Source organism: Aeromicrobium sp. 636 (assembly GCF_024433585.1).
GTDB lineage: Bacteria > Actinomycetota > Actinomycetes > Propionibacteriales > Nocardioidaceae > Aeromicrobium > Aeromicrobium senzhongii.
Genome location: NZ_WNJU01000001.1, coordinates 1,206,622 through 1,233,492 on the forward strand (window position 1 = coordinate 1,206,622; position 26,871 = coordinate 1,233,492).

The window sequence follows — 26,871 nt, forward strand, 5'->3', positions numbered from 1 at the left end:
ACTACGCACCTTCGCCCATCGGCTCGTCCGAGCTGGGGTCGATCTCCTTCAGCAACCGCACAATCGTCTCCACCTCCTTGGCCCACCGGAAGGAAGCCTCCGCCTGTTCCCCGCTCTGCTTCCACAGCGCCATGAGGACCCTCCTGAGAACCTCCCAAGCCATGGACTTGACGTCGTCGGGGATCTCGGAGGGGCGAAGTCGCCGTGCGGCGGCGACCGCGCGCAGCGCCCAGTCCTCGGCGTCGTCGCCGGCATCGAGTCGCTGGTGCGCAACCTCGACGAGCGCGAGCATTAGGGTGACGATCCTGCGCATGTTTTCGGGGTCGGCTTCGCTGGCGGCGTCGAGGAGGTCGGCGTGCGCCTCCGCGACTCGGCGGCCGCCAGAATCCTTCCCGAACCACGCCATCGTCCAGGCGTGCTCGACGGCGAACTGTGGATGTGCCCGCACGTAATCGGGAGTTGCCAAGGACAACGCGCGCTCTGCCGCGGCGGCCGCTTCGGGGCGACGCTCGGCACCAAACAACGCTGTGGCGAGATCGACCAGTGGCCCCAACAGGACGCTCTGGTCGTCGCCCGCCGCTACCGCCTGCTCAGCCGCGGCGACGGCCTGTGCGCGCCGGTCGACGGCGGCAGCCGCTCCGTGGCGAGTGTCTCGGATCAGGCAGTGGGCGGCGCTGATCTCAACCTGCGTGACAGCGCGCTCGCTCGGATCCGTGGCCTCGATCTGCGCGAGAACCGTCTCCATCCGGTCGGCCGCCTTGACGGCGTCTTCGCCTTCGGAGAGCCGCGCGAACGCGGAGTGCACCTTGAGTTCGGCCTCGAGTCGCTGGGGGTGCTCGGCAGGCATCGTCTCGGCGACTGCGAGCGCCTGGCGGGCCGTGGACTCCCACTCGGCATCATCCGCGGCTTTGTGCCACAAACTCAAGTTCATGTACGCGTCGGCCAGGTTGACGCGGTGATCGACGTTGTCGGTCTCGAGATCCACCAGTGTTGAGTAACTCCTGATCGCAGCCTCGATGTCGTCCCGGTCGCGGAAGTCCGCCCGGTGTCCGCGGAGCGCGCGGTCGATCTGAAGCTCCAGTCGAGCCCCGCCCCGCAGCACGTACGCCTCCGCCAGGTCCGGTTCGTACTCGACCGGGTTCACTGCGGCACGTTGTTGAATGATGCTCAGATAGCTGGACGCGGTCTGGACAGCGATGTCGTGCTGTCCCTCGGCTTGAGCGCTCTTGACGAGGTCCTTGAGCTTGACCTCAAGAGGCGCTTCGGGGTTCGAAGTCGACGTCACCACGAGTGCGCCGAGTGAGGCTCCTGGCGCTGGAGTCGAGTCCCCCACCAGGTTCTGCGCGGCCAACACGGCCACGCATGCGCCTTGGTTTCGGAACGATTGACCCGACGACTTATAGGTGCCCTTCTGGTTGGTGCGCGGGGTCCACCTCATGGTCGCGAAGTCCAGCTCAGATCCCGGGACCGGGATGTCGCGTCCGCCGGACGGTTCGATCGGCAACCTCGGGCGCGCGTTGCTCCCTTCGAGGTTCCAGTAGATCTGCACCATGTGAAGGAACCTGTCCTCTGTCAGCGAATTGCTCCTATTCACCGTTCGACGCGCCTCAGGGTCACCGGCGAGTTCGACGAAGACGTCGTATAGCAGGGCGCGAACTGAGCCGTCATCAAGCCCCGCGGAGCCGGGCGCGAGGTAGTGGCGGACAACCGCCATGACTGGCTCGGGTTGCTGCACGCGTCCGATCGGATCGGTGTCGAGAGCCTGACTTTCGGTCAGGCCGTACTCCTTCGCGAGCAGATCGAGGTACGCGGCAATAACCGCGACGGGGGTCTCGGTACTCGTCGGATCGACGCCAGCATCCTCAAGCGCAGCGATGAGGGGCCTCGTCATAAGCAGGTCATGCATGGCGGGAGTATCGCAGTTCCGAGGCGAGGCATTGCCGGGCATGGGAGAACTGGATGCCTGCGATGCCTGGGACGAATGTCGGTCACGTCGCCACAGGGGCGGCACTGACCGAAAGAGAACCATCATGAAGAGCACGAAGATCAACCGGCACCAGCTCCCGCGCTGCAGCGAGACCGGACTGGATCGCTACCGGGACCGTCACCAGGCCCGGCACGGCGCGACCGCCGCCAACGGGCACGCCGGCCGCTCCAAGGTCACTACGTTCGCCTGCTCGGCCTGCGGCGGATTCCACCTCGAGACGCTGCCCGGCCAGACGGTGTCGCTCGCTACGCCGGCGAGCGCCGAGCCGGCCGCCGTGCCCACCGGTCCGCGCCGTTACGTCCTGATGGACATCGAGAACCTCACCGCCGGCTCGTCGACGCGCGCTGAGGCCAAGGCGCTGTGGCGCTCCCTGACGCAGCCCGGATTCGGCATCACGTCCGCCGACCACGTCGTGGTCGGCGCCAACCGCCACGTCGCGAGGAAGCTCGCCACGTCCATCGCTGGCTCCAACGTCCGCTGGGTTGTCGGAGCCGTCGAACCTGATGGCGCCGACCGGGCACTGCTCGCCGCGATCAACCTCCACCACGTGGCCAAGAAGTACGACGAACTGGTCATCATGTCGGGCGACCATGCCTTCAGTGAACTAGCCCGACGAGCCAAGGCCCTCGGCCTCCGAGTCCACGTCGTGACGTCGATCAGCGACGGCCGCGGACGGTCGCTCTCCCGTGAGCTTGCGGCAGTCGCCGACCGCCGTACAACCGTGCGTCACGCCGCTCAGACGAGAGCGACCTCCATTCCTACGCCGGCTGAAGCCGCCTGACGGCTGGCAGCAACCAGCCAGAAGGGAGGTGATTCACATGGCCAAGGGACACAACGCACGGAGCCACAACTCCTCCCGAGGAGTCAGCGCAACTCGGCTCAGCCAGAAGTCCGGTTCCCGCTACGCCTCCGGTGGCTACACCAAGGTCAACAAGGGCAACGGGTCCTTCACCATGAAGAAGACCGGACGATGAAGCAGCCGGCCGGCTGCGGGTCGTCGATGGCTCGCAGCCGGCTGCGGCCCGAACCACGCGGCGGGCTCCCCGCGCCCGCGGAATGGCGTCGGATCGCCAAGGCTGCGCTCAGACGATGAAGCGGAACAAAGATCCAAGTTTTCGACACGTGCTTGACGTGATTGGCCACCGGCTAAAACGGCTGAAATGCCAGTCGGGAACGACCTTCGAACACCGTTGGGAACAAGGTGTGAAAGTCGACAGGAAACGAACTTCTTGCGGACTGTTTGCGGACCGCAGACCCGCCACGGCACCACCACCGACGGTGCGGACGACGGCATCGCTGGCGTCCAGCGCGGCACATTCCGGGGTCAGCTGAAAACCGCGCCACCACTGCCCAGTTTCCGCGATCTTCGATGCTCAGGACATCAACCCTCGCGTGCCGGCCTGCGGCTCCAGCTCTGCGGCCAGGATGCGCAACAAGGTCGACTTCCCGGCCCCGTTGACACCCACCACGCCGACGACGTCGCCGGGCGCGACCGTCAGGTCGAGGTCGTCGAAGAGCGTCCGGTGCGCGTGGCCACCGGCAAGTCCGGTGGCGACGAGTGTTGCGGTCATACGTGGTCCTCTGGGAGTGAGGGTGCGCGTGGGCAGCGGTTCCGGACAGTCCAGTGTCTCAGCGGTCGCGCTGCACGCGTCCCTCGTCCCACACGGGCTCCGAGCTCTCGCGCACCACGCCGTCGGCCCCGAAGATCAGGAATCGGTCGAAGGTCTTGGCGAACCAACGGTCGTGGGTCACGGCCAGGACGGTGCCCTCGTACGACTCGAGCGCGGCCTGCAGCGCCTCGGCCGACTCCAGGTCGAGGTTGTCGGTGGGCTCGTCGAGCAGCAGCGACGTCGCTCCGCCGAGCTCGAGGCGCAGGATCTGCACCCGCGCCTTCTGCCCGCCCGAGAGCCGTTCGTACGTGGTCTCGGCCTGCTGCTCGAGCTCGTAGCGTCGCAGTGACGACATCGCCGGCCCGCGCTGCAGTGCATGTTCGGCCCACAGGATGTCCAGCAGCGTGCGGCCGTCGAGCTCGGGGTAGGCGTGAGTCTGCGCGAAGTGACCCGGCACGACCCGCGCGCCGAGCTTCCAAGCGCCCGAGTGGTCGACCGGCTGACCCGCCAGCAGGCGCAGGAAGTGTGACTTCCCGGAGCCGTTCGAGCCGAGCACGGCCACCCGCTCACCCTGGAACACCTCGAGGTCGAACGGCGCCATCAGGCCCGTCAACTCCAGCTGTTCGATGGTGATCGCCCGCACGCCGGTGCGACCGCCCTTCAGGCGCATCGTGATGTCCTGCTCGCGCGGTGGCTCAGGGGGCGGCCCGATCTCCTCGAACTTCCTCAGCCGGGTCTGCGCCGCGGAGTACCGCGACGCCATCGCATGGCTGACGGCGGCAGCCTGCTGCAGGGTCACCACCAACTTCTTCAACCGCGCGTGCTGCTCGTCCCAGCGCTTGCGCAGCTCCTCGAACCGCGCGAATCGCTGTGTGCGGGCCTCGTGGAAGGACGCGAACCCGCCTCCGTGCACCCACACGTCCGCTCCGGCCGGCGACGGCTCGACCGAGAGGATCTTGTCAGCGGCCTCCGACAGCAACTCGCGATCGTGCGAGACCAGAAGCACGGTCTTGCGGGTCTCGCGCAACTGCTGCTCCAGCCAACGCTTGGAGGGGACGTCGAGGTAGTTGTCGGGCTCGTCGAGCAGCAGCACCTCGGCCGGTCCGCGCAGCAACGCCTCCAGCACGACCCGCTTCTGCTCACCGCCCGACAGCGTCACGGCCTCACGGTCCATGACGGAGTAGTACGAGGCACCCAGCGCAGCGATCGTGCACATGTCCCAGGTGTTCTCGTAGTCGTAACCCTCGGCCTCGGCCCAGTCCGAGAGTGCTTGGGCGTAAGCCATCTGAGTCGCCTCGTCATCGTTCGAGGCCAGCGCGGCCTCGGCGGCGTCGACCGCTCGCGCTGCGTTGCGGATCCGGTCGGGCGCCACACTCACGAGCAGGTCACGCACCGACGACCCGTCGCGAACCGTTCCGACGAACTGCGGCATCACGGCCAGACCACCGGAGACGTTCACGGTGCCCGCGTCGGGCGGCAAGGAGCCGTCGATCAGCCTGAGCAGCGTCGACTTGCCGGCGCCGTTCGGGCCGACCAGCGCCACGACGGACCCCTCCCCCACCCGGAACGACACGTCACCGAGCAGCAACCGCCCGTCCGGCAGGACGTATTCCAGGTGTGCGACGTCGACGTGACCCATGACAGAAGCCTGTCAGGACGGGGTCACCGTTCAGCCCAGGGGTCTGCGGGCATCAAGCCTGACGGGCGCCGCGAGCGAAGCGTGGTCCTCAGAGGACCTTCTTCACCACGCTCGACTTCAGCTGCATCGGTCCGAAGCCCGGAACCTTGGCGTCGATGTCGTGATCGCCGACGCCGTCGGTGATCAGCCGGATGCCGCGCACCTTCGTGCCGACCTTGACGACTCCCCCGCCGGCGCCCTTGACCTTGAGGTCCTTCGCGATGGTGACCGTGTCGCCGTCCTCGAGGACGTTGCCGACGGAGTCCTTGAAGACCCGCTCGGTCTCCTGAGGCTCATCCGCGATCGGCGACCACTCATGGGCGCACATCGGGCACGTCAGCAGAGCGCCCGACTCATACGTGTAGTCCTCGCCGCACTCGGGGCAAGGAGGCAGAGCGTCAGACATCGAAGCTGAACAAAGATCCGCGTTTTCGGCACTTGTTTGACGCGATTGACGAATCGGCTGCAAACACTGGAATACCAGCCCGGAAAGGGCATCGAACACTGTTGGGAAAAAGGGTGAAAGTCGACCGGAAATGAGCTTCTTGCGGACTATTTGCGGACCGCAGGGCGTCCTGAGTCAACCGCTCGGGCCGAGTCTTCATCGCCAAGGGCTGGCGACGTCAACGCCCGTGGCGTCGAAGTCCTTCACGTTCCGGGTGGCGCACACCGCCCGATTCGCGCGGCAGATCGCGGCAATCTGGGCATCGGCCATGCTGATCGGCAGCCCGGCGCGCTTGCGCAACACGAACACCTCGGCGTACTCATCAGCAGCATCCGCGTCGAAGGCAAGCAGTGAACGCGTGTCCCGGTACGGCTGGATCGCGGCATGGATCGCTGCCGCGAGATCCGTGTTGCGTCGCCCCTCCGGGAGCCTGCGAACTTCGGCGAGTAGCTCCGCAAGCGTGATCGAGGTGATGGCGACGTCATCGGTGAGCGACTCGAGCCACGCGAGCACGCGCGGCTCAGGCTGTGGACGGAAGATCTCCGAGATGACGTTCGTGTCGAGCACGATCACCCGAAGTCCACCCCGCGAGCCGCGTCGGAGCGCTCAGGAATCGCAAGATCCTCCACGCCCCCGACGGCACGAGCGGCCTCCAGGAGTGCGAGCCCGACATGGGGCCGCGACGCCGCCCGCGTGAGGATGTCACGCACCTCGGCCTCCATCGACCGGCCGTGCTCCTCGGCCTGCGCGGCGAGCCGCTGCTTCACCGAATCATCGAGCCCTCTGACAATGATGGACGCCATGGCGAGCACCTCCCTTCGTCGATATCACGGATGATCTCAAGGCAGCGAGAACTGGCCTCAGGGCGGAACTATGGCTCGACAGTGTCACTGCTGCCGTCATCAGCGGAACCTAAACTGACCGCGCCCAGGCCGCGTGACGTTCGCGGCGTTCTTCGGCGAGTGGTCAGCTCGGCAGATCTGGGCCCCCGGGACCGTACTCGCGATGTCGTTGGCAGCGCGCTCAGTCCCGTTCGCGAGCAAGCCAATGAAACAGATTCGCCACTCGGAGATCGAGATCTGGATCAAGTCGATGGACGCGGCCGGGCTCGCACCCGGGACCATCAAGACCCGCTACGTCAACGTCCGCTCGGTGTTCCGCGCCGCGGTCAAGGACCGCGTCATCGGCTCAGATCCGACCGACGGTGTCCGACTCCCCCGAGGCCGACGCGCTGACGCGGCCATGTCGATCCCGACGCCGGAGGAGGTCGGTCAACTCGTCGCAGTCGCAGACGAGGCGTTCCAGCCGTTCGTCGCGCTCTGTGCCTTCGCGGGCCTCCGGCTCGGCGAGGCCGCTGGTGTTCAACTCGGCGACATCGACTTCCTCCGCAAGACCCTCAAGGTCACCCGGCAGGTCCAACGGATCAACGGAGGTGATCGACATCCTCGCCGAGCACGTTCGCACGCACGGCACAACCGGCGACGAGCGCTGGCTGTTCGCGGGCGAGGGCAGCGACCCACCCCACCAGAACACCGTCGGCTACTGGTGGCGCCTCACCCTCCGCGATGCCCAACTCTCGGGGATCAAACTCCACGACCTGCGCCACTTCTACGCTTCGGGCCTCATCGCCTCCGGCTGCGACGTCGTGACCGTTCAGCGTTCCTTGGGCCACGCCAAAGCGACGACGACCCTGAACACCTACGCCCACCTATGGCCAACCGCCGAGGACCGGACCAGGGCCGCTGCGGAGTCGATCATGACGGTTGCCCTGGGCAGCGACCAAGTCGTCAGCGACTCTCTGACGAGCGGAGGCGGCGGTGCAATCTGAGCGCTGGGCTCGCGCTGCATATCGCCCAGAAGGGGCCGTCTCCTAGTTCCAACCGGCGACGACTTCCTGGTCGAGAGGAACGCTCGCGGCTGCCACTAACTCCATCGACCTTGAACTAAGGTCGCGTACGTGGACTCGTATGCCTACAACGGAGCGCGCAATCTCGCCGTCCGACCTGGGCTCGCACTTCGCCGACCAAGCCGGGCCGAATGCCGAGTAGCCGATGGCCGGCACTGAGGCGGAGCGACGGCTCCGCGACCTTGCTGAGCGCTACAAGGGCAAGACCGCGACGCTCCGCTACGAGGAAATGTACCGCGGGGTGCCCCAAGGGAACCTGCTCGCGTATCTCCACGAATCACTCGACAAGCACCTCAGCACCATCAACAAATGCGCCAAGACAAACCGTCACTTCTGGGCTGCGAACAGTGTCGAACTACTCGATCTCCTAGAAGCCATCGAAGAAGACTTGGACTCGCTTCAGCGCGCCGGCGTACCTGTTGTGTTGACGGACTCGTATCAACGACAGATTGACTATCTGAACGACTGGGTATCACACAGCGGCGGCAGTCCGATTCCTGACGGTTTCACTCCGCTCGATGTGTCGCGATACTCACCTGTGTTCGTCACCCGCAACGAGACCACAATCGCGGGCCGAGCTGTCGACGAGAAGTTCGAGCTGCAGATAGTAGGCGAGGGTTCCTACGCACTCGTGTTCAGCTACGTCGATCCAAAATATGGGAAGAGATACGCCGTTAAGAGAGCAAGACGCACCAGTAGCCAGCGGGATATAGAACGCTTCAAGCGTGAGTTCACAACGTTGAGCCAGTTGCGCTTCCCCCACGTCGTCGAGGTTTACCGGTACGACGATGAGCGAAATCAATACACGATGGAGTACTGCGACACCAATGTCCGCGACTTCATCAAGAAGCACAACGGCAGCCTGTCGTTCCACGTGCGTCGAACGCTGGCCCTTCAATGCCTTTACGGTCTCAACTACCTCCACCAGAAGGACATTCTTCACCGCGACGTGAGTCCGCAAAACGTACTCCTTCGGCTCTACGACGCGGACGCATTCTCGGCCAAGATCGCCGACTTAGGACTGCTGAAGGATCTAGCCCAAGACTTCACAAAGACACACACGGACTTGCGTGGAACCCGACTGGATCCGACCCTGGAATCGATGGCTGACTTCCGTACCGAGCACGAAGTGTTCGCCGTTGGCTGGCTGCTCTGGTTCATTTTCGTGGGCCGTGAGGGTCTTGCCGCCAAGGATGGCGGGCCCGTAGCCGATTTGGTCCGACTCTGTATCCATAGCGATACGGCCCGACGCCCAAAATCGATGCTGGAGCTTATAGAAGCCGTTCGCTCGCTCCCTGCGCCGGCAACCCCGTCGGTCACGCGTGATTTCGCAGACAGTCCGACCGACGGCTTCTAACCCACCAGTTCAGGCCGGCAGAGTGCGGAACCGCGCCTAGACGCAAGACTCTCCGCATCGAGCCCGACTCTGACCCCCGACTTCCTGCCATCCCGAAGCCTGACCAAGGCGAGTTGGCTCCGGATCCGAGGAGACGCGAACTAGCTTCAGCGGACGGATGAGGTGCGGTACCGTTTCCAGTTTCCGTTTGAAGACGAGCCTCAATCGGCGATGGGATATCCACGCCGCGATATTTGGGCCGTCCTACGTCCTCTTCTTCGGAAAAGCGGGCGCCCCGGGTCGCTCCATTTCACCGCGATCCGGACGCACGAACCTGCGAGGGTCGGAGAGCGCCCGGGTGAGATGTTGTCCTCTCAAACTGGTCTGTCAGCCTGCAGACAGCTGCCCAGGTGGTTGAGATGCTGTTCGTTCAGGACCACAGCCGGATGAGGAGTACGCGAGAACCTCGTATGACAGCGCAAACGAGGAGCAAGTGGAACTCCTGTCCATCTCTCGTCCTGACGATCGGGTGAGGCCTCCATCGAGTTCATTCGAGGGGAGTCATCCACCGAACTCGGCCGTATGAGCTGCGCGCCGCTCTAGGGGCGACGTTCGGCTTTTCAGCACTCGCTCGCAAGGAGAACGTATCTACCGAGGAATTCTATGAGCGTGATCTCATGCCAAGTGAAGGAGAACAAGCGATCGATGGAGTACCTGTCGTTCTTGAAGTTTGTCGGATGGCGAATCTCTTCGAAAACCTCCGCAAGAAGAGCATTGCGGGCGCGTTCGTCGACAACAATTGCAGCCACGCTGTCTTCGACGTGCGTCCTCCCCCACGGATCGGGATCGCCGCCCACCTCGGTTTCCATCAGAGTTGCCGAAAGTCCGTCGAATCGAAACGCTATGGTCGCGTAGCGCTCGCCGTCCTTCTGCGAGAGACGCACCAGGAGATTCTTCCCATCCGTGACCTCATCCGGGAAATTCACCGAGAGGTGAAGCGGGATCCCGGCGACCATATAGGGCCGGCCCCACGACAGTCCACGCCACGCGAACGTAATCGTGGACGTGGGCACGGTGACGAATGCAAGGCGACCCTGCGGGTTGAGGAGTATCGGGTACATCGCGCCCCGGACGAGCTGGCGTTCGTGCCGGCGTCCTGCGTCGTCAACGTGGACCCACCTGTTTAGGTCGCCGTCGCCGCTCACTTCCAGCGTCCAATACCGGCGCGCGGTGCTCTCCCGAGTCCGTAAGTGCGCAAACACACTAGCGGCAGCGTTCCGGTAGCGAGTCGCTCGGCGCGCCTGCTCGAGCCCGTGACTTATTGGGATGCGGCGCGCCTGATCGCGGCTACGACGCGCCAGTTCCTCAGCGAGTCGCAGTTGCTGCGTGGCACCTACAACTTCGTATGCTTCGGTGAGCTTGAGTTGAGCGGCTGCCGCTAGTTTGGCTGGTTCGATAACCGCGGCGATCAACTCGTCCAAGAACTCCAACGTCACTGGCGTCGCCTCGCGATACCAAGCCTCCAATTGGTCGAGGAATCCCGTTCCTGACAAGTCTGCGTGGGACTTGACGGTGGTCTCCTTGCTCTCCCTTGCGTACCGGGTGAAATTCTGCGATCCAACTGTGACAAAGCGATCGTCAGTGAGAAGCATCTTGGCATGAAGACGAGGAAGCGACCGAACGAGCACGCCGCCCGCCACGAGCCGTCGAAGGGTCTTAAGTTGAGCCACGTAGTCCTGGGTACCCGACTGCGGTGAAAGGTCGGTCACGACGCTCTTTGCGGCCGGCTCGAGTGTCGATTTGTTAAGCACCGTAAGGGCGAGTTGGTCTAGGTAGGGGGAGTAGATCCGGACGCTGCTTTCTGCGTCGCGAGCACGTTTGAACCAGGTCTTGGCGACGTCCCGAGCCATGAACTCGGAATTAGGAACGACCACGGGAACATTGTCGCCGACCGCCAGGACTCACATGGACAGAGGACAGGCGAACTCGGGCGAAGGAGCGCTTGGCGCCCGGTGAGTGCGTCACACCACCGCGTTCGAGTCCGTCCGCAACCGACGCGAAGCCGAAGCTAACCTCTCGTAATGGAGTTCAGACTCAACGGCGGCACATACTCGTTGGACGCGGAAACCGTACGGTTCCGCTTGCGCTCGCTTCCGCCGGGCGAAGTCCGAACGCATTGGGTCGAGATCGACGGCCAATCCTGGCCGGTAAAACACGCGTTCCGAGTGTCCACCGGGCTGGTCGACGAACCATTCACGAGCCACTTTGCGGTTGCCGCCTTTCGAAGATTGGGCTTCCGCACCAGCCGACTCCCCAAAGAGGTTCCGGCCGCCGTCGGGCGTAGCCTCCAACGGGCTCAAGCACGGCCCACGACAAGTGAGGACGAATCACTAGCTGCTTACCGTCGCCTCGATCGGTTCCTGTCGGCGACTCCACTCACCGAACTGCTTGCACGGCTCGAGGCGCGGTTGGAGGGCGCGGACCGGCGGGGTGCACAGGCCACTCTGGAGGCGTCTGGTTTCAGCGACGAGTTGATCGATAGTTCTCTGATCGTGCGAGAAAGGATCGGCATGCTGGACTCGCTGGTTCATGCCGCCGTGATCACCCACGTCATCCCGTTGATTCTTGAGGATGACGAGCACGTCCTCAGGCGACCTAGCCTCGGCGCCGGGAACGATCCAGAGCGTGTGTTCGATCTCGAGACCACTCACCGAGTGGCGGAGTTCAAGCTCTCGTCGTGGAAGGGTTCAGACGGGATGAGGCAAAGGGGTCTCTTCGCAGACGTTGTCGGTCTTTCGCTCGATAGAACTGACCGACGTCGCGAGGTCTACGTCGTCGGAACACTCCCGGTCCGTTTCCTGACGGAGAGCAAGCGCAATGCTGCCAGAACCTTGTCGAAGGCAGCGATCCGGATCCGGTCTCCGCGAGGGCTGTCCGAAGCCATGACGGTTGCCGAGTACACAAGACAGGCACGGGTGGACGTAATTGATCTCACCTCACTTCTCCCTGAACTTCGCTAGATCCGAGGCGGTCGGCCAGGGTGCGTCATTCCCCCGCAATCAGGGCATGGCAGATTGCCTTTGCCATGGTGGTGACTGAATGCGCGGGGACGAGGTGTGATGCCAAGCTCGACAGGGCGCGCACAGGTACGTACCCCGTGGGCCCTGACGTCCTTTCCGCTTCATGGTGCGGCCAATGGCGTTCAGAGCAATGAGCGCCTTGGTCCGAGTGGCGTAACTGATCTTGGTGCAGGTGGACATGTTGCGAGCCCTCGATATGGACCCTCGACCAGTTCATACCCGGTCCGGTGTCTGGGTTCACGACTCATATCGCTTTGCCCGATAGGGGCTCAATAGCCCATCTGCAGCAAGAGCGTATCGGGAGGCCCAGCGACGCGCGTCCTTTCACCGCCTATCACGCGACATTCTGCGCCCGAACAGGGTTGGCCGCTGCGACAGGTCTGGCTATGCGTGGTTCTTGCCTGGTATCACTTCGCCCGGTCCGGCATCGCTTGTGTCGGCGGCTCCGTCCGAGCCATTCACTTTTGCTTGGTCGTGTGCCGCACTGGTCAGCGGCCTGTACAGAGTGTTGTAGATGATGTTGTCGCCGTACGCGCTCACAGTTGACATGTCGCCGCCTGCGATAGCGGCCAGATCCGTGAGCGCCTGTTTGGCTTGTTCGATTAGGGAACCACGGAGCGACTCGACCGATATTGGAGTCCAGACACAGAGTTCAGCTACCTCATGAGTGAACACGGACTGGTCGGCTTCGGTTCCTTCAATCGCAACTTCAAATCCGTGCTCACCGCGTCGTGGAGTGAGGGTCAGCATGCGTCCATCGTCGAGACCGACCTCGGCAGCAAGAGCTCCCATGTTCACGATACGAATGAGGTGAAGTTCGCGTTCAAGCAGTCTCCACCGCAGCTGGGGAGCGATCGGATAGTTCGACGGCGACAGCCGTCTGTAGGTGGCGGCTTCGACCAGCTCACCGAGGAAAGAAATGCCAACCATGGCTAGCTCACCGGTGCCAGGTTCAGTAGCGTCCATGATCTTCGCAATCTCGGCCATCACCACATCAGGAGGTGCATCCTCGGTTGCAGCGATGAACAAGTCATCGTCGGCATAGGCATGCACGGCTGTGCCTTGCGGGTGCTCGATGCACTCGTGGAGCAAGCGTTCAACAAGTTCGAAGTCAGGATCGGGAAGAGGGCTCTCGTACGCGATGCGATGACCACCGTCCTCCTCGATGTAGCTGTTGGCCAGGTAGTCCACTGCGCTTTCGCCACGTTGTTGCTGACGGGCGGGCCGACCCGTGGGCGGATGATCTGGTGCAGGGCGGTTCTTACATTCGATGACCGCGACACCGTCGTGGAGGACGGTGACGATGTCACCTATTCCAATCAGAGTCGTGAGGTCGGACAGGATTGGGATGCCTCCGAGACTGGCGATTGCTCGGGCTGAGTCGAATACGAACTCGAAGTCGTCGCCCTGGGATGTGAGGTGAGCGGGTTTGCCGGGGTGGCGAGACAGTGACCGGATGGTGTGGCTCGGCAACAGGGTGTGTACAAGGCCGTCACCGATAACCCGAAGCAGATGCCGGTGTCGCTTCGCGTCGAGGCGCTCGCCTTTGGTTCTGGCGCGGTCAGCAGAGTCGCGTTCGGCGCGCATGATCGCGTCGGCGAGTTGGCGTTGCCAATCGATGCCACTCCCGGCGTGCGGAAGTTCGCCGAAGTCGTGAAGGAGGCGTCGACGCTCGGCGGCGTACGCCGTGATGTCGTCGGGCGTCTCGTCGCCCAAGGTCGGCTCGTCGTCCCGTGACTTCATTCAGGAACCGTACCGATCTGCCGACATCTTCGTTCGATTGGCGCGCTACGTCTATCCGCCGCAAGTGGCCGTCGATGCGTCAGATGAGAAATACCGAACAGGCAACACCAAATGCCGAGCGCCAGCGCAACAGTTCGGACTTCTCGGGTCGCTCTTGATCCATGGCGTAACGAGCGTCGAGCCACTGGACGAGCCTCGAGAAGCCCAATAGGAGAACGATTAGCACGCTGAGACGCACGAGGAGGTCCACGCGCGCAGTGTGGCAGGCGACGTGAGTCTGTGAAGTAGAACCCGGCTCGCCGGCCACCACTCGTCCATCGTGGCGGCTTGGCTTAGTCCGCTGCGCCACGCAGCCAGGTACAACCCAGCGTCATACCGCCGCTTGCACCGCGTTATTCGTGCACTTCTCCGACGTACTCATATACCGCAGAAAGCTTGCCGTCGACACGTTCAAGACGGTCCGTCGATCGCTTGTACCTGTGGACGTCGTCCGTGTCGAACGACAGGTCTTCGTACTCCGTCAACGGATCATTGGCTCCGGTCGTTCCGTTGTAAGGGCCGCCTCGGTACACGACATCCGTGATCTCTTCGCTTGTCATCCGCCCGAGAGTACTCAAAATGTCGGTGCGCCGCGCAGAGCTCAGCTCGCCGACCAGCGTCGTTCCGCCGCCTATGCGTAACACGATTCGCGACATCGCGAATTTCGACGCGGGGCGCCTGCCTGCCTGATCGCCCCAGCAGTTGTGTGCACGCCTGATGAGTGACCATGCCAGTCCACCACTAGAGGAGTTCGTTGGCCGCTCATGTAGTCAATGCGGGGGCACCCGCGCGGCCGCGAAGTGACCGCCACCTAGAGCTTTGCGTGCAGTTACATGACGTGCCTCTGTCACCGGACGCAGACTTTCGGCGCGCGACCTGCCAACATTCCCCATGGGCAAAATCGAAGTGGCGACTGCGGGGTTGGTGTTCGTGGCACTCCTAACCGCAATGGTCGTGGCGGTCGTTCGGATGAGAGGCGCGAGCAAACACCGTGATCATCAGCCAGTGGGTTTGGGCCCACAACGCTCGGACCGGGAGATCCTTCACGATCGCAGAGGTTCCCAAGTGCCGCCCGCAAGGGGGTCGCGCCCCCTGCGGCAATACCAATATCTAGCAGTTCGCAAGATCGATCTCCTGTATGAGCAGGCTGTCGAGGCCGGTGCGCGAGCCGCAACAACAACATCCGAATTGGGCTCATCCTCGATCGCGAAGGTCGGCAACACCCTCGGGCCCCCTGCGGAGCTCACGACAGTCCAGAAACTGGAAGTTCTACGAACTCGATTGCGCGTTGAGGACGCCTACTTCCGTGGCTTCCTGGAACTGGGTACCCGTTCACCAGTGTTGATCCAAGGCTCAATGCTGATGAAACACGCGGTGCTTCCTGTCGTCGAGGGAGAGGAAAGTCCGACGCAAGCGGTGTGGATCGGGAGGCTTTCGAACGGGAGGTTCATATGTCTCGGCGGCTCAGCGTCCAACATGGATCCCAGCGTGCCACGCGGCAAGTTCCTGAACTCGGGTGTATCCGGCGTGCTTCAAGCTATCCGCCTCGCCCACGGTCAGGTCGAAGTTCCGTTCCAACCGGACGTCCGCACGGGGGGCGAATCGGCGGAACCTCCGACGCATCAGTTCCCAGGAGCCTGGGATGCGGAGGTTGTCGACGTCTGGGCCCACCTTCGCGATTTGCACGCCCACCACGTTTCCTTCGTGGCTCAGCCCATGACGGCCTCGAACTTGGACATCGAAAGCGCGAGGTACGACGTACTCGTCGGATCGCCACTTAGCGTCGAGTACGCGTGACCAACGAGGGAATAAGAGTTCGAGCCCTCCACCGCGTGTGCCGCACCTATTTCCGCCGCCTGCGATCCTCCGAACCGAATGCTTCGGCCGCCTATACAAGCCCGCCTCTTTGGGCGCTCAGACGCACGTGTGACTGAAATTCTTGCGGACTATGTGCGGACTGGAGAGCCCTGACCCCCCTCTGACCTGCGCAAACGCGCCAATTCAGACGTTGAAGCGGAACTCCACCACGTCGCCGTCGGCCATGACGTAGTCCTTGCCCTCCATGCGGACCTTGCCGGCGGCCTTGGCCTCGTTCATCGAGCCGGCGGCGACCAGGTCGTCGAACGACACGATCTCGGCCTTGATGAAGCCCTTCTGGAAGTCGGTGTGGATGACGCCGGCGGCCTCGGGGGCGGTGGCGCCCTTCTTGATCGTCCAGGCGCGCGACTCCTTGGGCCCGGCGGTCAGGTAGGTCTGCAGGCCGAGGGTCGAGAAGCCGACGCGGGCCAGCTGGTCCAGGCCGGGCTCGTCGATGCCCAGCTCGGCGAGCATCTCGGCCCGCATCTGCTCGGCCTCCTCGTCGTCGCCGAGCTCGACCAGCTCGGCCTCGCTCTTGGCGTCGAGGAAGACGGCCTCGGCCGGGGCGACGAGCTCGCGCATCTTGGCCTTGAGGTCCTCGTCGGACAGCTCCTCGGTGTCGCAGTTGAACACGTAGAGGAACCGCTTGGCGGTCAGCAGGTGCAGGTCACGCAGCGCCTCGAGGTCGAGTCCGGCGTTGAGCACGCCGGTGCCGTTCTCGAGCGCCTCCTTGGCCTTCTTGGCCTCCTCGAACTGCGGCACGAGGGACTTGTCCTTGCGCGACTCCTTGTCCAGTCGCGGCAGCGCCTTCTCGACGGTCTGCAGGTCGGCCAGGATCAGCTCGATCGAGATCGTCTCGATGTCGCTCTTCGGGTTGACCTCGCCGTCGACGTGCGTGACGTCCTCGTCGCGGAACACGCGGGTGACCTGGCAGATCGCGTCGGAGTCGCGGATGTGGGACAGGAACTTGTTGCCCATCCCCTCGCCCTCGGACGCGCCGCGCACGATGCCGGCGATGTCCACGAACTCGACGGTGGCGGGCAGGATCCGCTCGGAGCCGAAGATCTCGGCCAGCTTCTCCAGTCGCGGATCGGGCACACCGACCACGCCGACGTTCGGCTCGATCGTCGCGAACGGGTAGTTCGCGGCGAGCACGTCGTTCTTGGTCAGGGCGTTGAACAGGGTCGACTTGCCGGCATTGGGAAGTCCGACGATTCCGATGGTGAGGGCCACGAGGAACCAGCCTACTGCCGAGAACCGAAGGGACCGCTGGGGCCATATCTGACAGGTGTAACTCCGTGATACATTTCGCGTGATCCACCTCACACTCATCCTGGGAGTCGCCATGTTGCGTACCGTCAAGACCTTCGCCGTGGCGGCTGCCGCGGCACTCGCCCTGGGCCTGGCCAGCGCCCCCTCGGCGACCGCTGCACCGTCCGAGGGCTTCTACGACCCGCCGGCCGATCTGCCCGCGGGCAACGGCACCCTCGTGCGCAGCGAGCCGATGAAGCTCGCGCTCACCCTCAAGGGCCTCTACATGCCGGGCACCGCGACCCGCCTGCTCTACACCTCCACCGACGAAGCCGGCGCTCCCGCCGCCGTCACCGGCGCCTACATCGAGCCGACGAAGAAGTGGACCGGCAAGGGCCCCCGCCCGCTCGTCGCCGTCGCCGCCGGCACCCAGGGCCAGGGCGACGCGTGCGCCCCGTCGAAGTCCCTCGAGACGTTCCTCAACGTCCAGGGCAACGAGCTGGGCATCGGCTACGAGATCCCGAGCATCCACGACTTCCTGAACCGCGGCATGGCCGTCGTCCTGACCGACTACATCGGCCTGGGCACCACCGATCGCGTCCACACCTACACGAACCGCCTCGACATGGGCCACGCCCTGCTCGATGCCGCCCGCGCCGCACTGAAGCTGCCCAACACGTCGGTCACCGCCGCGTCGCCGGTCGGCCTGTACGGCTACTCCCAGGGCGGCGGCGCCGCCGGATCGGCCGCCGAGCTGGCTCCGACCTACGCCCCCGAGCTGAACCTCAAGGGCGCCTTCGCGGGCGCTCCCCCGGCGAACCTCGTCGAGGTGCTCAAGTCGGCCGACGGCACCGACCTGACGGGTGTCATCGCCTACGCGATCAACGGCATCACGCCGTACCACCCCGAGCTGCAGGGCGCCCTCGACGAGCTGGCCACCCCCGCCGGCAAGGAGGCGCTCGAGAAGGTCAAGACGCAGTGCATCGGCAGCACGCTGCTGTCGTACGGCTTCCAGAAGACCTCGAAGTGGACCACCAACGGCAAGTCGCTCTACGACACGGTCAAGAACGATCCGGCCCTGCGCGCTCCCGTCGACGCCCAGCGCATCGGCACGCTCAAGCCGTCGATCCCCGTCCAGGTGCTCACCGGCACGAAGGACGACATCGTCGACCACGCCCAGGCCAAGCAACTGGCCAAGGACTGGTGCGCCCAGGGCGTCAACGTCACCTACGTCCCGGTCATCCAGCCGATCGGCACCGGCGGCACCGCACTCAACCACCTCACCCCGATGATCACCCGCCTGGTCCCGAGCCACGACTGGCTCGCCGATCGGCTCGCGGGCAAGTCGGTGCGCTCGAACTGCAGCTCGCTGTGGCTGCTGCCCTGACGGGGGCACGATGATCGAGCCGGGCGATGATCGAGTCGCGCACAGCGACCCGATCGTCGCCCGGCTCCGTGCTGCCGGATGCGTGTTCGCGGAGGCCGAGGCGGCCTTCGTCCGCCGCCACCTGCACCACCCGGGCGACATCGAGCGCGCCGTCGAGGCCCGCGCCGGAGGCATGCCGCTCGAGCACGCCGTGGGCGTCGCCGAGTTCGCCGGGCTGGCCGTCGCCGTCGCGGACGGGGTCTTCGTGCCACGTCGTCGCGCCGAGGTGCTCGCCTCGGCCGCCGTCGCCCACCGGCCCGACGCGCGCGTGGTCGTCGACCTCGGATGCGGGTGCGGCGCCCTCGCCGCGGCCCTCGCGTCCCACCTGCCCGGCGCCGAGATCCACGCCGTCGACATCGACCCCGCCTCGGTCGTGGTCGCCCGGGCCAATGGCCGGCGCTTCGGGTTCAGGGCCCACCACGGGTCCTGGTGGACCGCACTGCCCACCACGCTGCGGGGTCGCGTGGACCTGGCGGTCGGCTACCTGCCCCACGTCCCCACCGACCGGGTCGAGCGCATCCATCCCGACTTCCGCGCCCACGAGCCCCGGCACACCGTCGACGGCGGGCCCGGCGGACTCGACCAGGTCCGTGCCGTCGCCGCGCCGATGACCGAGTGGCTCAGCTCCGAGGGCGTCTTCGTGACCCTGCTCTCGACCGAGCAGGTGGCCTCGGTGCCCGGGCGGGTCCTGCAGGCCGACGACGAGGACGCGGTGATCGTGCTCGATGGTGCCGCAGTGGGACACTGGGGACTGTGACTGTCATCAAGATCAACGCCATCACCGTGCCCAAGGACGCCGGCGACGAGCTGGCCCACCGCTTCGCCAAGCGCGCCGGAGCCGTCGACGGCCAGGACGGCTTCGAGGGCTTCGAGCTGCTCAAGCCCACCGACGACCGCGAGCAGTGGCTCGTCGTCACCCGCTGGCGCGACGAGGAGTCGTTCCAGGCCTGGCTCAACTCCCCCGCCTTCGGCCACGGCCACCGCTCCGAGTCCGAACGCTCCGGCGGCGAGGCACCGAAACCGGTCTCGAGCCACAGCGAACTGTGGAACTACGAGGTCGCCGACCTCTCGCAGGGCTGAGCGCTCACGACCCGCGCAGGGCGTCGAGGACCTTCTGGACCCGGCGCTCGCGCGTGTCGTCCTTCTTCGCCTCGGCCACGGCACGCGCATGCTCCCTGCGACGCGAGGGGGCCAGTGCGTCGAAGACGTCGCGCAGCCCCGCGGCCGCGAGCCCCTGAGCCAGGGCATCGGGGACCTCCGCCTCGCGCGGCGCCTCGTCGAGCTCGATCCGCACGTCCACCTCCTCGCCGATCTGCACGCCCAGGGCCTCACGCTTGGCCTTGCTGAGACCGATGAGGTTCTCGTCCCCCATCCGGGCCAGCCGGGCCGGCTGGGACGCGTCGCCGATCGTGACCCGCACCGGGAACGCCCGGCCGGCGCCGAAGGCCTCCACCTGCTCGTCCGTGAGGATCACCGCGGCCGCGGGCCCGCGGGACTCCAGGGTCGTGCTGAGCTGGAGTGTCATCTTCGCCATGGTGCCTCCTGGACGTGCCGGTCCCTCGATGGTTCCGCTCGGCGCCGCTGCCTGTCCACCGTGCGGTGCCGTCAACTGCCAGAACTGTCGGTGCGCGCCGACACCATGGCCGCATGGCCACCTTCCCCAGCCTGACCGTGCTGTTCGCCCTGTTGCTCGTCGCCGCCCTGGCCGGAGTCCTCGGCTACGTCCTGGGTGCCCGCGACCGTCCCGCCTCCGCCCAGGACGTGGACGTCGCCAGCGCCGCCACCGCGCGGGCGGTCGAGCCCGTGCGCGAGAGCCTCGACCGCTTCGACTCGCGCCTGCGCGACCTCGAGGCCAGCCGGATCGAGTGGCACGCGCAGCTGCGCGAGCAGGTCGAGTCCGTCCGAGTCACCGGCGAGGCGCTGCGCCGCGAGACCGCGTCGTTGTCCACGGCGCTGCGCCGACCCGAGGTCCGCGGCCGCTGGGGCGAGCTGCACCTGCGACGCACCGCCGAGCTCGCCGGCATGGTCGAGCACTGCGACTTCGACCTCCAGGTCGCCACCGACGGTGGTCGTCTGCGCCCCGACATGGTCGTGCGCCTCGTGGGCGACCGTCACATCGTCGTCGACTCGAAGGTGCCGCTGGACGCGTTCCTCGACGCCACCGCCACGGACGAGCCCGAGGCGCGCGAGTCCCACCTCGACCGTCACGCCCGTCAGCTGCGCAGCCACGTCGACCAGCTGGCCGCGAAGTCCTACTGGCGCCAGTTCGAGTCGGCCCCGCAGTTCGTCGTCCTGTTCGTCCCCGGCGAGTCGTTCCTCTCGGCCGCGCTCGAGGCCGACGCCGGCCTGCTGGAGCACGCCGCCGAGCGCCAGGTCGTCCTCGCATCGCCCACCACCCTCGTGGCGCTGCTGCGCACCGTCGCCCTGGCGTGGACCCAGGAGTCCGTCGCCGAGAACGCCCGCGAGATCCACCGCGCGGCACGCGAGCTCTACGAGCGCCTCGGCACCGTGGCCGGTCACGTCGACAAGCTCGGGTCCTCCCTCGAGCGGGCCGTTCGCTCCTACAACGACACCGTCGCGTCGGTCGAGTCGCGACTCTTGGTCAGCGCACGGCGCCTGCACGATCTGAAGGTCGACGACGAGCCGCCGTTCCACCCGCGTGTGATCGAGGCGACACCCCGCGTCATGACGGCGCCAGAGCTGCTCGATGAACTAACGTCATGACCATGAGTTCGCCGGCAGCCGGCGCCGTCATCGCCCTGGCCAGGACCCCGGCCGCGGCCGCCAGGTACGACCTGACGCCGCGAGCCGCAGTGGTGTGCTCCGTTCTGGGCCTCGCCACCGTCACCGCGTTGGACCTCCTCGACGGCCGACTCGGCCTGGCGTTCTCCGTCGCCTTCGTCCTCGTCGTGATCAGCGCGGCCACCGCGGTGCAGGAGCGCGGGATGTTCACCGCCGGCATCATGCCGCCGGTCCTGCTGGTGGGCGCGCTGCTCGTCGTGGCGACGCTGGCACCCGATGCCATCGTCATCAGCGGAATGCCCGAGGGAACGGGCGTCTTCGGCCGCACCCTCTCGGCCACGATCGCCCACGGCGTCCCGCTGTTGATCGGTCATGCCATCGCGATCGCCGTGATCGTGGGCCGGATCCTCACCGTCCGCCGCTGACCTCCCCGCCCTCGGTCGGCACGAACCGGCGACCTGCCCAGTTCGCGAGCAGGGACGCCCCCACGAACATCGCGATCACGATCGCGCCCGTGGGCAGCAGGTTCCCCGGACTGCCGTCCTTGCCCAAGAGCACGAGCACGGCGACGACGACCGCGACCGATGCCGCCCCCGGCACCCAGCGGTCAGTCCGCCCGTACCGGGCGTGCACCACGGCGCTGAAGATGATCGGCACCCCGGCACCGAGACCCGGGACGAGCAGCAGGAAGAACAGCAGGCCGGCCTCGAAGTCGTCCCCGGGCTCGATCAGCACCGGGTAGAGGAGAACGATCGCCACCGCCAGTACTGCGGACGTCACCGTGGTGAACAGCAGGGTCTTGTGGGCGTTCATGACGTCCTCCATCGTCGGCCGACCTGCACGCTAGCGGAGATCGGCCCTCGCGCCATCGGACCGCCGCCTGGTTGCCGACCCGCGCAGGGCGCCCTACCGTGACAGGACGTCGATCTCCGGGGGGAAATCCATGCTGATCCGTCGTTCCGTCGCCGCCCTGTCGGCCCTGACCCTGGCCGCCGGCGCGGTGGCCCTGCAGTCGCCCGCCGAGGCCCGCGGCGCGAAACCGAAGCCCGTCACCCAGGCCACGCCGACCTCGTACGGCTACGGAGGCGCGGTCAGCTCCGTCGACGCGGACGCCAGCCGTGCCGGGCTCGCGGTCCTCAAGGCCGGCGGCAACGCGGCCGACGCTGCCGTGGCCACCGCCGCGGCCCTCGGCGTCACCGAGCCCTACAGCGCCGGAGTCGGCGGCGGCGGATACTTCGTCTTCCGCGACGGCCGCACCGGCAAGGTCACCACGATCGACGGCCGCGAGACCGCCCCCGCGGGGATCAAGCCCGACTCGTTCATCGACCCGGCCACGGGCCAGCCGTACCGGTTCACGCCCGAGCTCGTCACGTCCGGCGTCTCGGTCGGCGTCCCGGGCACCGTCGCGACGTGGAACGAGGCGACCCGTCGCTTCGGCAAGCGCTCCCTGGCCCGCAACCTGGTGCCCGCGATCTCGCTCGCCGCCCAGGGCTTCACCGTGGACCAGACCTTCCGCAACCAGACCCTCGACAACGCCAAGCGCTTCGCGGCGTTCCCCGAGAGCTCCCGGCTCTTCCTGCCGAACGGTGACGCCCCGCAGGTGGGATCGCGTTTCCGCAATCCCGACCTCGCCCGCACCTACGCCCTGATCGCCGCCAGGGGTCCGAAGGCGTTCTACACCGGTCGCCTGGCCGACGAGATCGCGCAGACCGTCCAGAACCCCCCGAAGGATCCGGCCACCACCCTGCCCGTGCCGCCCGGCACGATGACCACGCGGGACCTCGAGAACTACTCGGTGCGACTGCAGAAGCCCACCCACGTCCGCTACCGCGGGCTGGACGTCTACGGCATGGCGCCCGGCTCGTCCGGCGGCACCACCGTGGGCGAGGCGCTCAACATCCTCGAGAACCACCGCCTCGGCGGCGGAGCCCGTCTCGGCCAGAGCCTGCACCTGTACCTCGAGGCGTCCGCCCGCGCGTTCGCCGACCGCAATGCCTACGTCGGCGATCCGGCATTCGTCGATGTCCCGACCCAGACCCTGCTGAGCCAGCGGTTCGCGAACTCGCGTGACTGCACGATCGACCCGGCGCAGGCGTCCATCCGCCCCGTCGCGCCCGGCGCGCTCGACGGCGCCGGCTGTGCGACCGCGGCCAAGGCGGAGAAGCCCGACACGGAGAACGTCTCCACGACGCACCTGTCGGTCGTCGACCGCTGGGGCAACGCCGTGGCCTACACGCTCACGATCGAGCAGACCGGCGGCTCGGGCATCACGGTGCCGGGACGCGGCTTCCTGCTCAACAACGAGCTGACCGACTTCACCGCGGTGTACGACCCGGCCGACCCGAACCGCATCGAGCCGGGCAAGCGCCCCCGCTCGTCCATGGCGCCGACGATCGTCACGGAGAATGGCAAGGTCCGCTTCGTCCTGGGCTCCCCCGGCGGCGCCACCATCATCACGACGGTGCTGCAGATCCTCATCAACCGGATCGATCTCGGGATGACGCTGCCCGAGGCGGTGGCCGCGCCTCGCGCCTCGCAGCGCAACGCCGCGAACACGCCCGCGGAGCCGGCCTTCATCGAGCGCTACCAGTCCATCCTGGCGCCGTTCGGCCAGACGCTCGTGCCCTCGGGCGACACGTTCACGTCGGCCGCCGAGATCGGCGCGGCGGCCACCATCGAGGTGGACCGGCGCGGACTCATGACGGCCGCGGCCGAGCCGCAGCGTCGTGGCGGCGGCACCGGCCTGGTGGTCAAGCCTGTGAAGCGGCCTTGATGTCGCGGCGCAGCTCGGGCGGCAGGGCGAAGATGAGCGACTCGTCCGCCGTGCGGATCGCCTTGGCGTTGCCGATGCCGCGCTCGCCGAGGTAGACCAGCACCTCCTGGACGAGGTCGTCGGGGACCGAGGCACCGGAGGTCACGCCCACGGTGCTGACGCCCTCGAGCCACGCGTCGTCGATCTCGCTGATGTCGTCGATCCGGTACGACGCCTTGGCGCCGGCCTCGAGGGCGACCTCGACCAGCCGGACCGAGTTCGACGAGTTCGCCGAGCCGACCACGATCACCAGATCGGCGTCCTTCGCGATCTCCTTGACGGCGACCTGACGGTTCTGGGTGGCGTAGCAGATGTCGTCGCTGGGCGGATCCTCCAACTGCGGGAACTTCTCGCGCAGGCGGCGGACCGTCTCCATCGTCTCGTCGACGCTGAGGGTGGTCTGGCTCAGCCAGCTGAGCCGGGTGCCCTCGGGGAACTCCAGCGCCGCGACGTCGTCGGGGTGCTCGACCAAGGTGATGTGCTCGGGAGCCTCACCTGCGGTGCCCTCGACCTCCTCGTGACCGGCATGGCCGATCAACAGGATGCGGTAGTCCTCCTGGGCGAAGCGGCGCGCCTCGTGGTGCACCTTGGTGACCAGCGGGCAGGTGGCGTCGATCGTCTTGAGGCTGCGCTCGGCGGCCTGCGCGTGCACGGCCGGGGACACGCCGTGGGCACTGAAGACGACGGTCGCGCCCGGCGGGACCTCGTCGAGCTCCTCGACGAAGATCGCGCCTCGGGCGGCCAGATCGTTCACGACGTGCTTGTTGTGGACGATCTGCTTGCGCACGTAGACGGGAGCCCCGTACAGGTCGAGCGCCTTCTCCACGGTGATGACCGCGCGGTCGACTCCCGCGCAGTATCCGCGCGGGTCGGCCAGGAGGACCTGGCCCGAGGTTGCGGGCATGCCGAGTTCGACCTGTGTGGACATGGCCCCCAGCGTACCGACCGGGCCGAGCCCCGGGCACACCGTCGCACCGGACTCATAGGGTGGGCCCCATGGCCCTCGAGACGAGCGCGGACTCCCCCGCGCCGCTGCGCAGCATCTCGCTCGCTCTGCAGGGGTGGATCGGCAAGCTCGGCGCGGTCTGGGTCGAGGCCGAGGTCGTCCAGCCGAAGCTCAGCGGCAACACCTACTACCTCACGCTGCGCGACCTGGCCGCCACCATGAGCATCAGCGCCATCGCCTTCCGCGCCGTGGTCGAGTCCAGTGCCAGCCCCATCACCGACGGCACGCGCGTCATCGTCCACGCCAAGCCCGAGTTCTACTCCCCCAACGGCCGGCTCTCGCTGAAACTGCTCGAGATCCGTCCCACCGGCGAGGGCGAGCTGCTGGCCCAGCTCGAGCGCCGCCGCCAGCTGCTGGCCGCCGAAGGACTGTTCGAGGCGCGCTGGAAGCGGCCGCTGCCGGTCCTGCCGACCGCGATCGGCCTGGTCACCGGCAAGGGCTCGGCGGCCGAGCGCGACGTGATCCAGAACGTCCGCGACCGCTGGCCCGGAGCCACCCTCGAGGTGCGCCACGCCCTGATGCAGGGATCGCAGTCCGCCACCGCGGTCATCGCGGCCCTGCGCGAGCTGGACGCCGCGGCTCACGTGGACGTGATCGTCATCGCGCGCGGCGGCGGTGCTCTCGAGGACCTGCTGCCGTTCTCCGACGAGGCCCTCGTGCGGGCCGTGTACGCCGCCACCACGCCGGTCGTCAGTGCGATCGGCCACGAGCCGGACGTGCCCCTGCTCGACCTCGTCGCGGACCTGCGCGCCTCCACCCCCACCGACGCGGCCAAGCGCGTGGTGCCGCACGTCGGCGACGAGCTGGCCGGACTCGCCGCCGCCCGCGAACGGGCCCGCCAGGCCGTCGCGGCCCAGGTCCACCGAGAGCTGGCCGGCCTGGCCGCCCTGCGCAGCCGCCCGGTCCTGCGCTCACCCTCGGCGTTCGTCGACTCCCAGCAGGACCTCGTCATGGCCCAGCGCGAGCGTGCCCGCCGAGCCATGCGCAGCCGTCTCGACCGCGCGCACGACGAGATCGGCCATCACCTGGCCCGCGTCCGCGCCCTGTCACCGCTGGCCACCATGCGCCGGGGATACGCCGTGGCGCTCGACCCCGCCGGGCATGCCGTGACCTCCATCGAGCCGCTCGCCGCCGGCGACGAGCTCGTCCTCCACCTGACCGACGGACGGGCCACCGTCCGCGTCACCGAACTGCAGGAGCACCCACATGAGTGAGCCGACCCAGCCGGACCCTTCCGAGCTGACCTACGAGCAGGCCCGCGACGAGCTGGTCACGATCGTGCAGCGACTCGAGACCGGCGGCACCACGCTCGAGGAGTCACTGGCCCTGTGGGAGCGCGGCGAGGCCCTCGCCGAGGCATGCCAGCGCTGGCTCGACGGCGCGCGCGCCCGGCTGGACGGGGCTCAGGACGAGAAGGGCTCCAACGACGCCACGTAGTCCTCGATCACGGACCGACCGGCGTTGCCGGTGACCACGACGGCGTCACCGCCGACGAGCCGGGACAGTGTCACCGCGCCCTTCGGCCCGGTGCCCACCTGCCAGGACTGTCCGTCGATCCGCACGTCGCCGGCCGGCTTCGCACCGGGGGCGCGGTCCTCGACCAGCGCGCTCAGCGCCTTGGCATCCCCGCGGCGCTGGCTCAGGCCGACGTACTTGTCCTTCTCGGTGATCACGTTCAGCTGCCACCGGTCGTCGATCAGCTCGGCGCGCGTCACCCGCCACCGGTCGGGCACCTCGGCGGGCACCAGCGGGACGAAGCCCGCCCGGCTCTCGACGCCGGAGGCGGCGGTGCGCCAATCGACCTCGGAGGTGGGGTTGTCGGGCGTCACCGTCAGCAACCGGCCGAAGAGGAACAGCCCGACGACGACCGCACCCAGCACGAGCACCGAGCGCAGCACGTCGCCCATCGCGGGAACGCCCCGGGAGTAGCCGCTCATCGTGCTCCTTTTCGTG

At 66.8% G+C, this 26,871-nt stretch carries 29 protein-coding genes; 14 read left to right on the forward strand and 15 right to left on the reverse strand.

What is annotated here, in order from left to right; all coding sequences use genetic code 11:
• Position 1: 1 nt before the first annotated feature.
• The gene (locus GL325_RS06015) at positions 2-1,906 is read right to left on the reverse strand and encodes a hypothetical protein (RefSeq protein WP_187768896.1); all 1,905 of its coding nucleotides are present in this window, start codon (positions 1,904-1,906) and stop codon (positions 2-4) included.
• A gap of 124 nt (positions 1,907-2,030) precedes the next feature.
• Here GL325_RS06015 and GL325_RS06020 point away from each other — a divergent pair, with 124 nt between their 5' ends.
• Positions 2,031-2,768: an NYN domain-containing protein gene (locus GL325_RS06020; RefSeq protein WP_187768897.1), complete on the forward strand. Its 738-nt coding sequence runs from the start codon at positions 2,031-2,033 to the stop codon at positions 2,766-2,768.
• 37 nt (positions 2,769-2,805) lie between these two features.
• Positions 2,806-2,961, forward strand: coding sequence for a hypothetical protein (locus tag GL325_RS06025; protein WP_187768898.1), 156 nt, complete (start codon positions 2,806-2,808; stop codon positions 2,959-2,961).
• A gap of 399 nt (positions 2,962-3,360) precedes the next feature.
• Here GL325_RS06025 and GL325_RS15630 read toward each other — a convergent pair whose 3' ends face one another.
• The 6 genes from GL325_RS15630 to GL325_RS06055 all read right to left on the reverse strand — a co-directional run bounded on the left by GL325_RS15630 (position 3,361) and on the right by GL325_RS06055 (position 7,163).
• Entirely contained in the window at positions 3,361-3,558 is a 198-nt protein-coding gene (locus GL325_RS15630; RefSeq protein WP_223110971.1) for an ATP-binding cassette domain-containing protein, read from the reverse strand.
• A gap of 58 nt (positions 3,559-3,616) precedes the next feature.
• Complete coding sequence (locus GL325_RS06035; RefSeq protein ID WP_187768899.1) at positions 3,617-5,236, reverse strand: ABC-F family ATP-binding cassette domain-containing protein; 1,620 nt, start codon at positions 5,234-5,236, stop codon at positions 3,617-3,619.
• An 88-nt stretch (positions 5,237-5,324) separates the two neighbouring features.
• Positions 5,325-5,681 (reverse strand): zinc ribbon domain-containing protein YjdM, encoded by a 357-nt coding sequence (locus GL325_RS06040; RefSeq protein WP_187768900.1) that lies wholly within the window; start codon positions 5,679-5,681, stop codon positions 5,325-5,327.
• Positions 5,682-5,876: 195 nt separating this feature from the next.
• Complete coding sequence (locus tag GL325_RS06045) at positions 5,877-6,293, reverse strand: type II toxin-antitoxin system VapC family toxin (protein ID WP_187768901.1); 417 nt, start codon at positions 6,291-6,293, stop codon at positions 5,877-5,879.
• The gene (locus GL325_RS06050; protein ID WP_154595610.1) at positions 6,290-6,523 is read right to left on the reverse strand and encodes an Arc family DNA-binding protein; all 234 of its coding nucleotides are present in this window, start codon (positions 6,521-6,523) and stop codon (positions 6,290-6,292) included. The genes GL325_RS06045 and GL325_RS06050 overlap by 4 nt, the downstream gene beginning before the upstream one ends.
• A gap of 385 nt (positions 6,524-6,908) precedes the next feature.
• Positions 6,909-7,163: a hypothetical protein gene (locus GL325_RS06055; protein ID WP_223110972.1), complete on the reverse strand. Its 255-nt coding sequence runs from the start codon at positions 7,161-7,163 to the stop codon at positions 6,909-6,911.
• Here GL325_RS06055 and GL325_RS06060 point away from each other — a divergent pair.
• Both GL325_RS06060 and GL325_RS06065 read left to right on the forward strand, forming a co-directional pair.
• On the forward strand, positions 7,153-7,548 hold the full coding sequence (locus tag GL325_RS06060; RefSeq protein ID WP_223110973.1) for a tyrosine-type recombinase/integrase: 396 nt from the start codon (positions 7,153-7,155) through the stop codon (positions 7,546-7,548). The two genes, GL325_RS06055 and GL325_RS06060, sit on opposite strands and share 11 nt — an antisense overlap.
• 223 nt (positions 7,549-7,771) lie before the next feature.
• Positions 7,772-8,983: a protein kinase family protein gene (locus GL325_RS06065; protein ID WP_187768902.1), complete on the forward strand. Its 1,212-nt coding sequence runs from the start codon at positions 7,772-7,774 to the stop codon at positions 8,981-8,983.
• A 599-nt stretch (positions 8,984-9,582) separates the two neighbouring features.
• On the opposite strand, the gene GL325_RS06070 is transcribed toward GL325_RS06065, so the two are convergent.
• A complete protein-coding gene (locus tag GL325_RS06070; protein ID WP_187768903.1) occupies positions 9,583-10,896 on the reverse strand; it encodes a phospholipase D-like domain-containing protein in 1,314 nt (437 codons plus the stop codon).
• A gap of 147 nt (positions 10,897-11,043) precedes the next feature.
• Here GL325_RS06070 and GL325_RS06075 point away from each other — a divergent pair, with 147 nt between their 5' ends.
• Complete coding sequence (locus GL325_RS06075) at positions 11,044-11,982, forward strand: PE-PGRS family protein (RefSeq protein WP_187768904.1); 939 nt, start codon at positions 11,044-11,046, stop codon at positions 11,980-11,982.
• Between the two features lie 444 nt (positions 11,983-12,426).
• On the opposite strand, the gene GL325_RS06080 is transcribed toward GL325_RS06075, so the two are convergent.
• Together GL325_RS06080 and GL325_RS06085 are read right to left on the reverse strand one after the other, a co-directional pair.
• Positions 12,427-13,785, reverse strand: coding sequence for a hypothetical protein (locus tag GL325_RS06080; RefSeq protein ID WP_187768905.1), 1,359 nt, complete (start codon positions 13,783-13,785; stop codon positions 12,427-12,429).
• 79 nt (positions 13,786-13,864) lie between these two features.
• A complete protein-coding gene (locus GL325_RS06085; RefSeq protein WP_187768906.1) occupies positions 13,865-14,035 on the reverse strand; it encodes a hypothetical protein in 171 nt (56 codons plus the stop codon).
• A 680-nt stretch (positions 14,036-14,715) separates the two neighbouring features.
• Here GL325_RS06085 and GL325_RS06090 point away from each other — a divergent pair.
• Positions 14,716-15,621, forward strand: a complete 906-nt coding sequence (locus GL325_RS06090) for a hypothetical protein (RefSeq protein WP_187768907.1) — start codon at positions 14,716-14,718, stop codon at positions 15,619-15,621.
• A 204-nt stretch (positions 15,622-15,825) separates the two neighbouring features.
• On the opposite strand, the gene ychF is transcribed toward GL325_RS06090, so the two are convergent.
• Positions 15,826-16,914, reverse strand: coding sequence for a redox-regulated ATPase YchF (gene ychF, locus GL325_RS06095; RefSeq protein ID WP_187411770.1), 1,089 nt, complete (start codon positions 16,912-16,914; stop codon positions 15,826-15,828).
• Between the two features lie 112 nt (positions 16,915-17,026).
• On the opposite strand from ychF, the gene GL325_RS06100 reads away from it, so the two are divergent.
• Genes GL325_RS06100 through GL325_RS06110 form a run of 3 tightly spaced genes read left to right on the forward strand, consistent with a single transcriptional unit; the run spans position 17,027 to position 19,438 of the window.
• Positions 17,027-18,319, forward strand: coding sequence for a lipase family protein (locus GL325_RS06100; RefSeq protein ID WP_187768908.1), 1,293 nt, complete (start codon positions 17,027-17,029; stop codon positions 18,317-18,319).
• A 10-nt stretch (positions 18,320-18,329) separates the two neighbouring features.
• The gene (locus GL325_RS06105) at positions 18,330-19,115 is read left to right on the forward strand and encodes a methyltransferase (protein WP_187768909.1); all 786 of its coding nucleotides are present in this window, start codon (positions 18,330-18,332) and stop codon (positions 19,113-19,115) included.
• On the forward strand, positions 19,112-19,438 hold the full coding sequence (locus GL325_RS06110) for an antibiotic biosynthesis monooxygenase (RefSeq protein WP_187411769.1): 327 nt from the start codon (positions 19,112-19,114) through the stop codon (positions 19,436-19,438). The genes GL325_RS06105 and GL325_RS06110 overlap by 4 nt, the downstream gene beginning before the upstream one ends.
• Before the next feature lie 4 nt (positions 19,439-19,442).
• Here the strand turns inward: GL325_RS06110 and GL325_RS06115 are convergent, their stop codons facing one another.
• Complete coding sequence (locus GL325_RS06115) at positions 19,443-19,892, reverse strand: YdeI/OmpD-associated family protein (RefSeq protein WP_187768910.1); 450 nt, start codon at positions 19,890-19,892, stop codon at positions 19,443-19,445.
• Between the two features lie 113 nt (positions 19,893-20,005).
• Here GL325_RS06115 and GL325_RS06120 point away from each other — a divergent pair, with 113 nt between their 5' ends.
• Both GL325_RS06120 and GL325_RS06125 read left to right on the forward strand, forming a co-directional pair.
• On the forward strand, positions 20,006-21,082 hold the full coding sequence (locus GL325_RS06120) for a DNA recombination protein RmuC (protein ID WP_187768911.1): 1,077 nt from the start codon (positions 20,006-20,008) through the stop codon (positions 21,080-21,082).
• Positions 21,083-21,084: 2 nt separating this feature from the next.
• A complete protein-coding gene (locus GL325_RS06125) occupies positions 21,085-21,525 on the forward strand; it encodes a DUF6542 domain-containing protein (protein ID WP_187768912.1) in 441 nt (146 codons plus the stop codon).
• On the opposite strand, the gene GL325_RS06130 is transcribed toward GL325_RS06125, so the two are convergent.
• Positions 21,509-21,913 (reverse strand): hypothetical protein, encoded by a 405-nt coding sequence (locus tag GL325_RS06130; protein ID WP_154595620.1) that lies wholly within the window; start codon positions 21,911-21,913, stop codon positions 21,509-21,511. The two genes, GL325_RS06125 and GL325_RS06130, sit on opposite strands and share 17 nt — an antisense overlap.
• A gap of 130 nt (positions 21,914-22,043) precedes the next feature.
• On the opposite strand from GL325_RS06130, the gene ggt reads away from it, so the two are divergent.
• Positions 22,044-23,873, forward strand: a complete 1,830-nt coding sequence (gene ggt / locus GL325_RS06135; RefSeq protein ID WP_187768913.1) for a gamma-glutamyltransferase — start codon at positions 22,044-22,046, stop codon at positions 23,871-23,873.
• On the opposite strand, the gene GL325_RS06140 is transcribed toward ggt, so the two are convergent.
• Entirely contained in the window at positions 23,851-24,840 is a 990-nt protein-coding gene (locus GL325_RS06140; protein WP_154595622.1) for a 4-hydroxy-3-methylbut-2-enyl diphosphate reductase, read from the reverse strand. The two genes, ggt and GL325_RS06140, sit on opposite strands and share 23 nt — an antisense overlap.
• Before the next feature lie 68 nt (positions 24,841-24,908).
• Here GL325_RS06140 and xseA point away from each other — a divergent pair, with 68 nt between their 5' ends.
• A complete protein-coding gene (gene xseA, locus GL325_RS06145; protein ID WP_187768914.1) occupies positions 24,909-26,132 on the forward strand; it encodes an exodeoxyribonuclease VII large subunit in 1,224 nt (407 codons plus the stop codon).
• The gene (locus GL325_RS06150; RefSeq protein WP_154595624.1) at positions 26,125-26,355 is read left to right on the forward strand and encodes an exodeoxyribonuclease VII small subunit; all 231 of its coding nucleotides are present in this window, start codon (positions 26,125-26,127) and stop codon (positions 26,353-26,355) included. Before xseA ends, GL325_RS06150 begins: the two co-directional genes overlap by 8 nt.
• On the opposite strand, the gene GL325_RS06155 is transcribed toward GL325_RS06150, so the two are convergent.
• Entirely contained in the window at positions 26,322-26,855 is a 534-nt protein-coding gene (locus tag GL325_RS06155; protein ID WP_187768915.1) for a DUF4245 family protein, read from the reverse strand. The genes GL325_RS06150 and GL325_RS06155 overlap by 34 nt on opposite strands.
• Between the last annotated feature and the right edge of the window lie 16 nt (positions 26,856-26,871).

Bases quoted from the DNA above. Each gene is read 5' to 3' on its own strand.
- GL325_RS06125 (WP_187768912.1), top strand. From the start codon at position 21,085: ATGAGTTCGCCGGCAGCCGGCGCCGTCATCGCCCTGGCCAGGACCCCG.
- GL325_RS06150 (WP_154595624.1), top strand. From the start codon at position 26,125: ATGAGTGAGCCGACCCAGCCGGACCCTTCCGAGCTGACCTACGAGCAG.
- GL325_RS06155 (WP_187768915.1), bottom strand. From the start codon at position 26,855: ATGAGCGGCTACTCCCGGGGCGTTCCCGCGATGGGCGACGTGCTGCGC.
- GL325_RS06035 (WP_187768899.1), bottom strand. From the start codon at position 5,236: ATGGGTCACGTCGACGTCGCACACCTGGAATACGTCCTGCCGGACGGG.
- GL325_RS06050 (WP_154595610.1), bottom strand. From the start codon at position 6,523: ATGGCGTCCATCATTGTCAGAGGGCTCGATGATTCGGTGAAGCAGCGG.
- GL325_RS06120 (WP_187768911.1), top strand. From the start codon at position 20,006: ATGGCCACCTTCCCCAGCCTGACCGTGCTGTTCGCCCTGTTGCTCGTC.
- xseA (WP_187768914.1), top strand. From the start codon at position 24,909: ATGGCCCTCGAGACGAGCGCGGACTCCCCCGCGCCGCTGCGCAGCATC.
- GL325_RS06130 (WP_154595620.1), bottom strand. From the start codon at position 21,913: ATGAACGCCCACAAGACCCTGCTGTTCACCACGGTGACGTCCGCAGTA.
- GL325_RS06040 (WP_187768900.1), bottom strand. From the start codon at position 5,681: ATGTCTGACGCTCTGCCTCCTTGCCCCGAGTGCGGCGAGGACTACACG.
- GL325_RS06065 (WP_187768902.1), top strand. From the start codon at position 7,772: ATGGCCGGCACTGAGGCGGAGCGACGGCTCCGCGACCTTGCTGAGCGC.
- ggt (WP_187768913.1), top strand. From the start codon at position 22,044: ATGCTGATCCGTCGTTCCGTCGCCGCCCTGTCGGCCCTGACCCTGGCC.
- GL325_RS06100 (WP_187768908.1), top strand. From the start codon at position 17,027: ATGTTGCGTACCGTCAAGACCTTCGCCGTGGCGGCTGCCGCGGCACTC.
- GL325_RS06020 (WP_187768897.1), top strand. From the start codon at position 2,031: ATGAAGAGCACGAAGATCAACCGGCACCAGCTCCCGCGCTGCAGCGAG.
- GL325_RS06105 (WP_187768909.1), top strand. From the start codon at position 18,330: ATGATCGAGCCGGGCGATGATCGAGTCGCGCACAGCGACCCGATCGTC.
- GL325_RS06140 (WP_154595622.1), bottom strand. From the start codon at position 24,840: ATGTCCACACAGGTCGAACTCGGCATGCCCGCAACCTCGGGCCAGGTC.
- GL325_RS06090 (WP_187768907.1), top strand. From the start codon at position 14,716: ATGGGCAAAATCGAAGTGGCGACTGCGGGGTTGGTGTTCGTGGCACTC.
- GL325_RS06075 (WP_187768904.1), top strand. From the start codon at position 11,044: ATGGAGTTCAGACTCAACGGCGGCACATACTCGTTGGACGCGGAAACC.
- GL325_RS15630 (WP_223110971.1), bottom strand. From the start codon at position 3,558: ATGACCGCAACACTCGTCGCCACCGGACTTGCCGGTGGCCACGCGCAC.
- GL325_RS06025 (WP_187768898.1), top strand. From the start codon at position 2,806: ATGGCCAAGGGACACAACGCACGGAGCCACAACTCCTCCCGAGGAGTC.
- GL325_RS06115 (WP_187768910.1), bottom strand. From the start codon at position 19,892: ATGGCGAAGATGACACTCCAGCTCAGCACGACCCTGGAGTCCCGCGGG.
- GL325_RS06080 (WP_187768905.1), bottom strand. From the start codon at position 13,785: ATGAAGTCACGGGACGACGAGCCGACCTTGGGCGACGAGACGCCCGAC.
- GL325_RS06015 (WP_187768896.1), bottom strand. From the start codon at position 1,906: ATGCATGACCTGCTTATGACGAGGCCCCTCATCGCTGCGCTTGAGGAT.
- GL325_RS06055 (WP_223110972.1), bottom strand. From the start codon at position 7,163: ATGTCGATCACCTCCGTTGATCCGTTGGACCTGCCGGGTGACCTTGAG.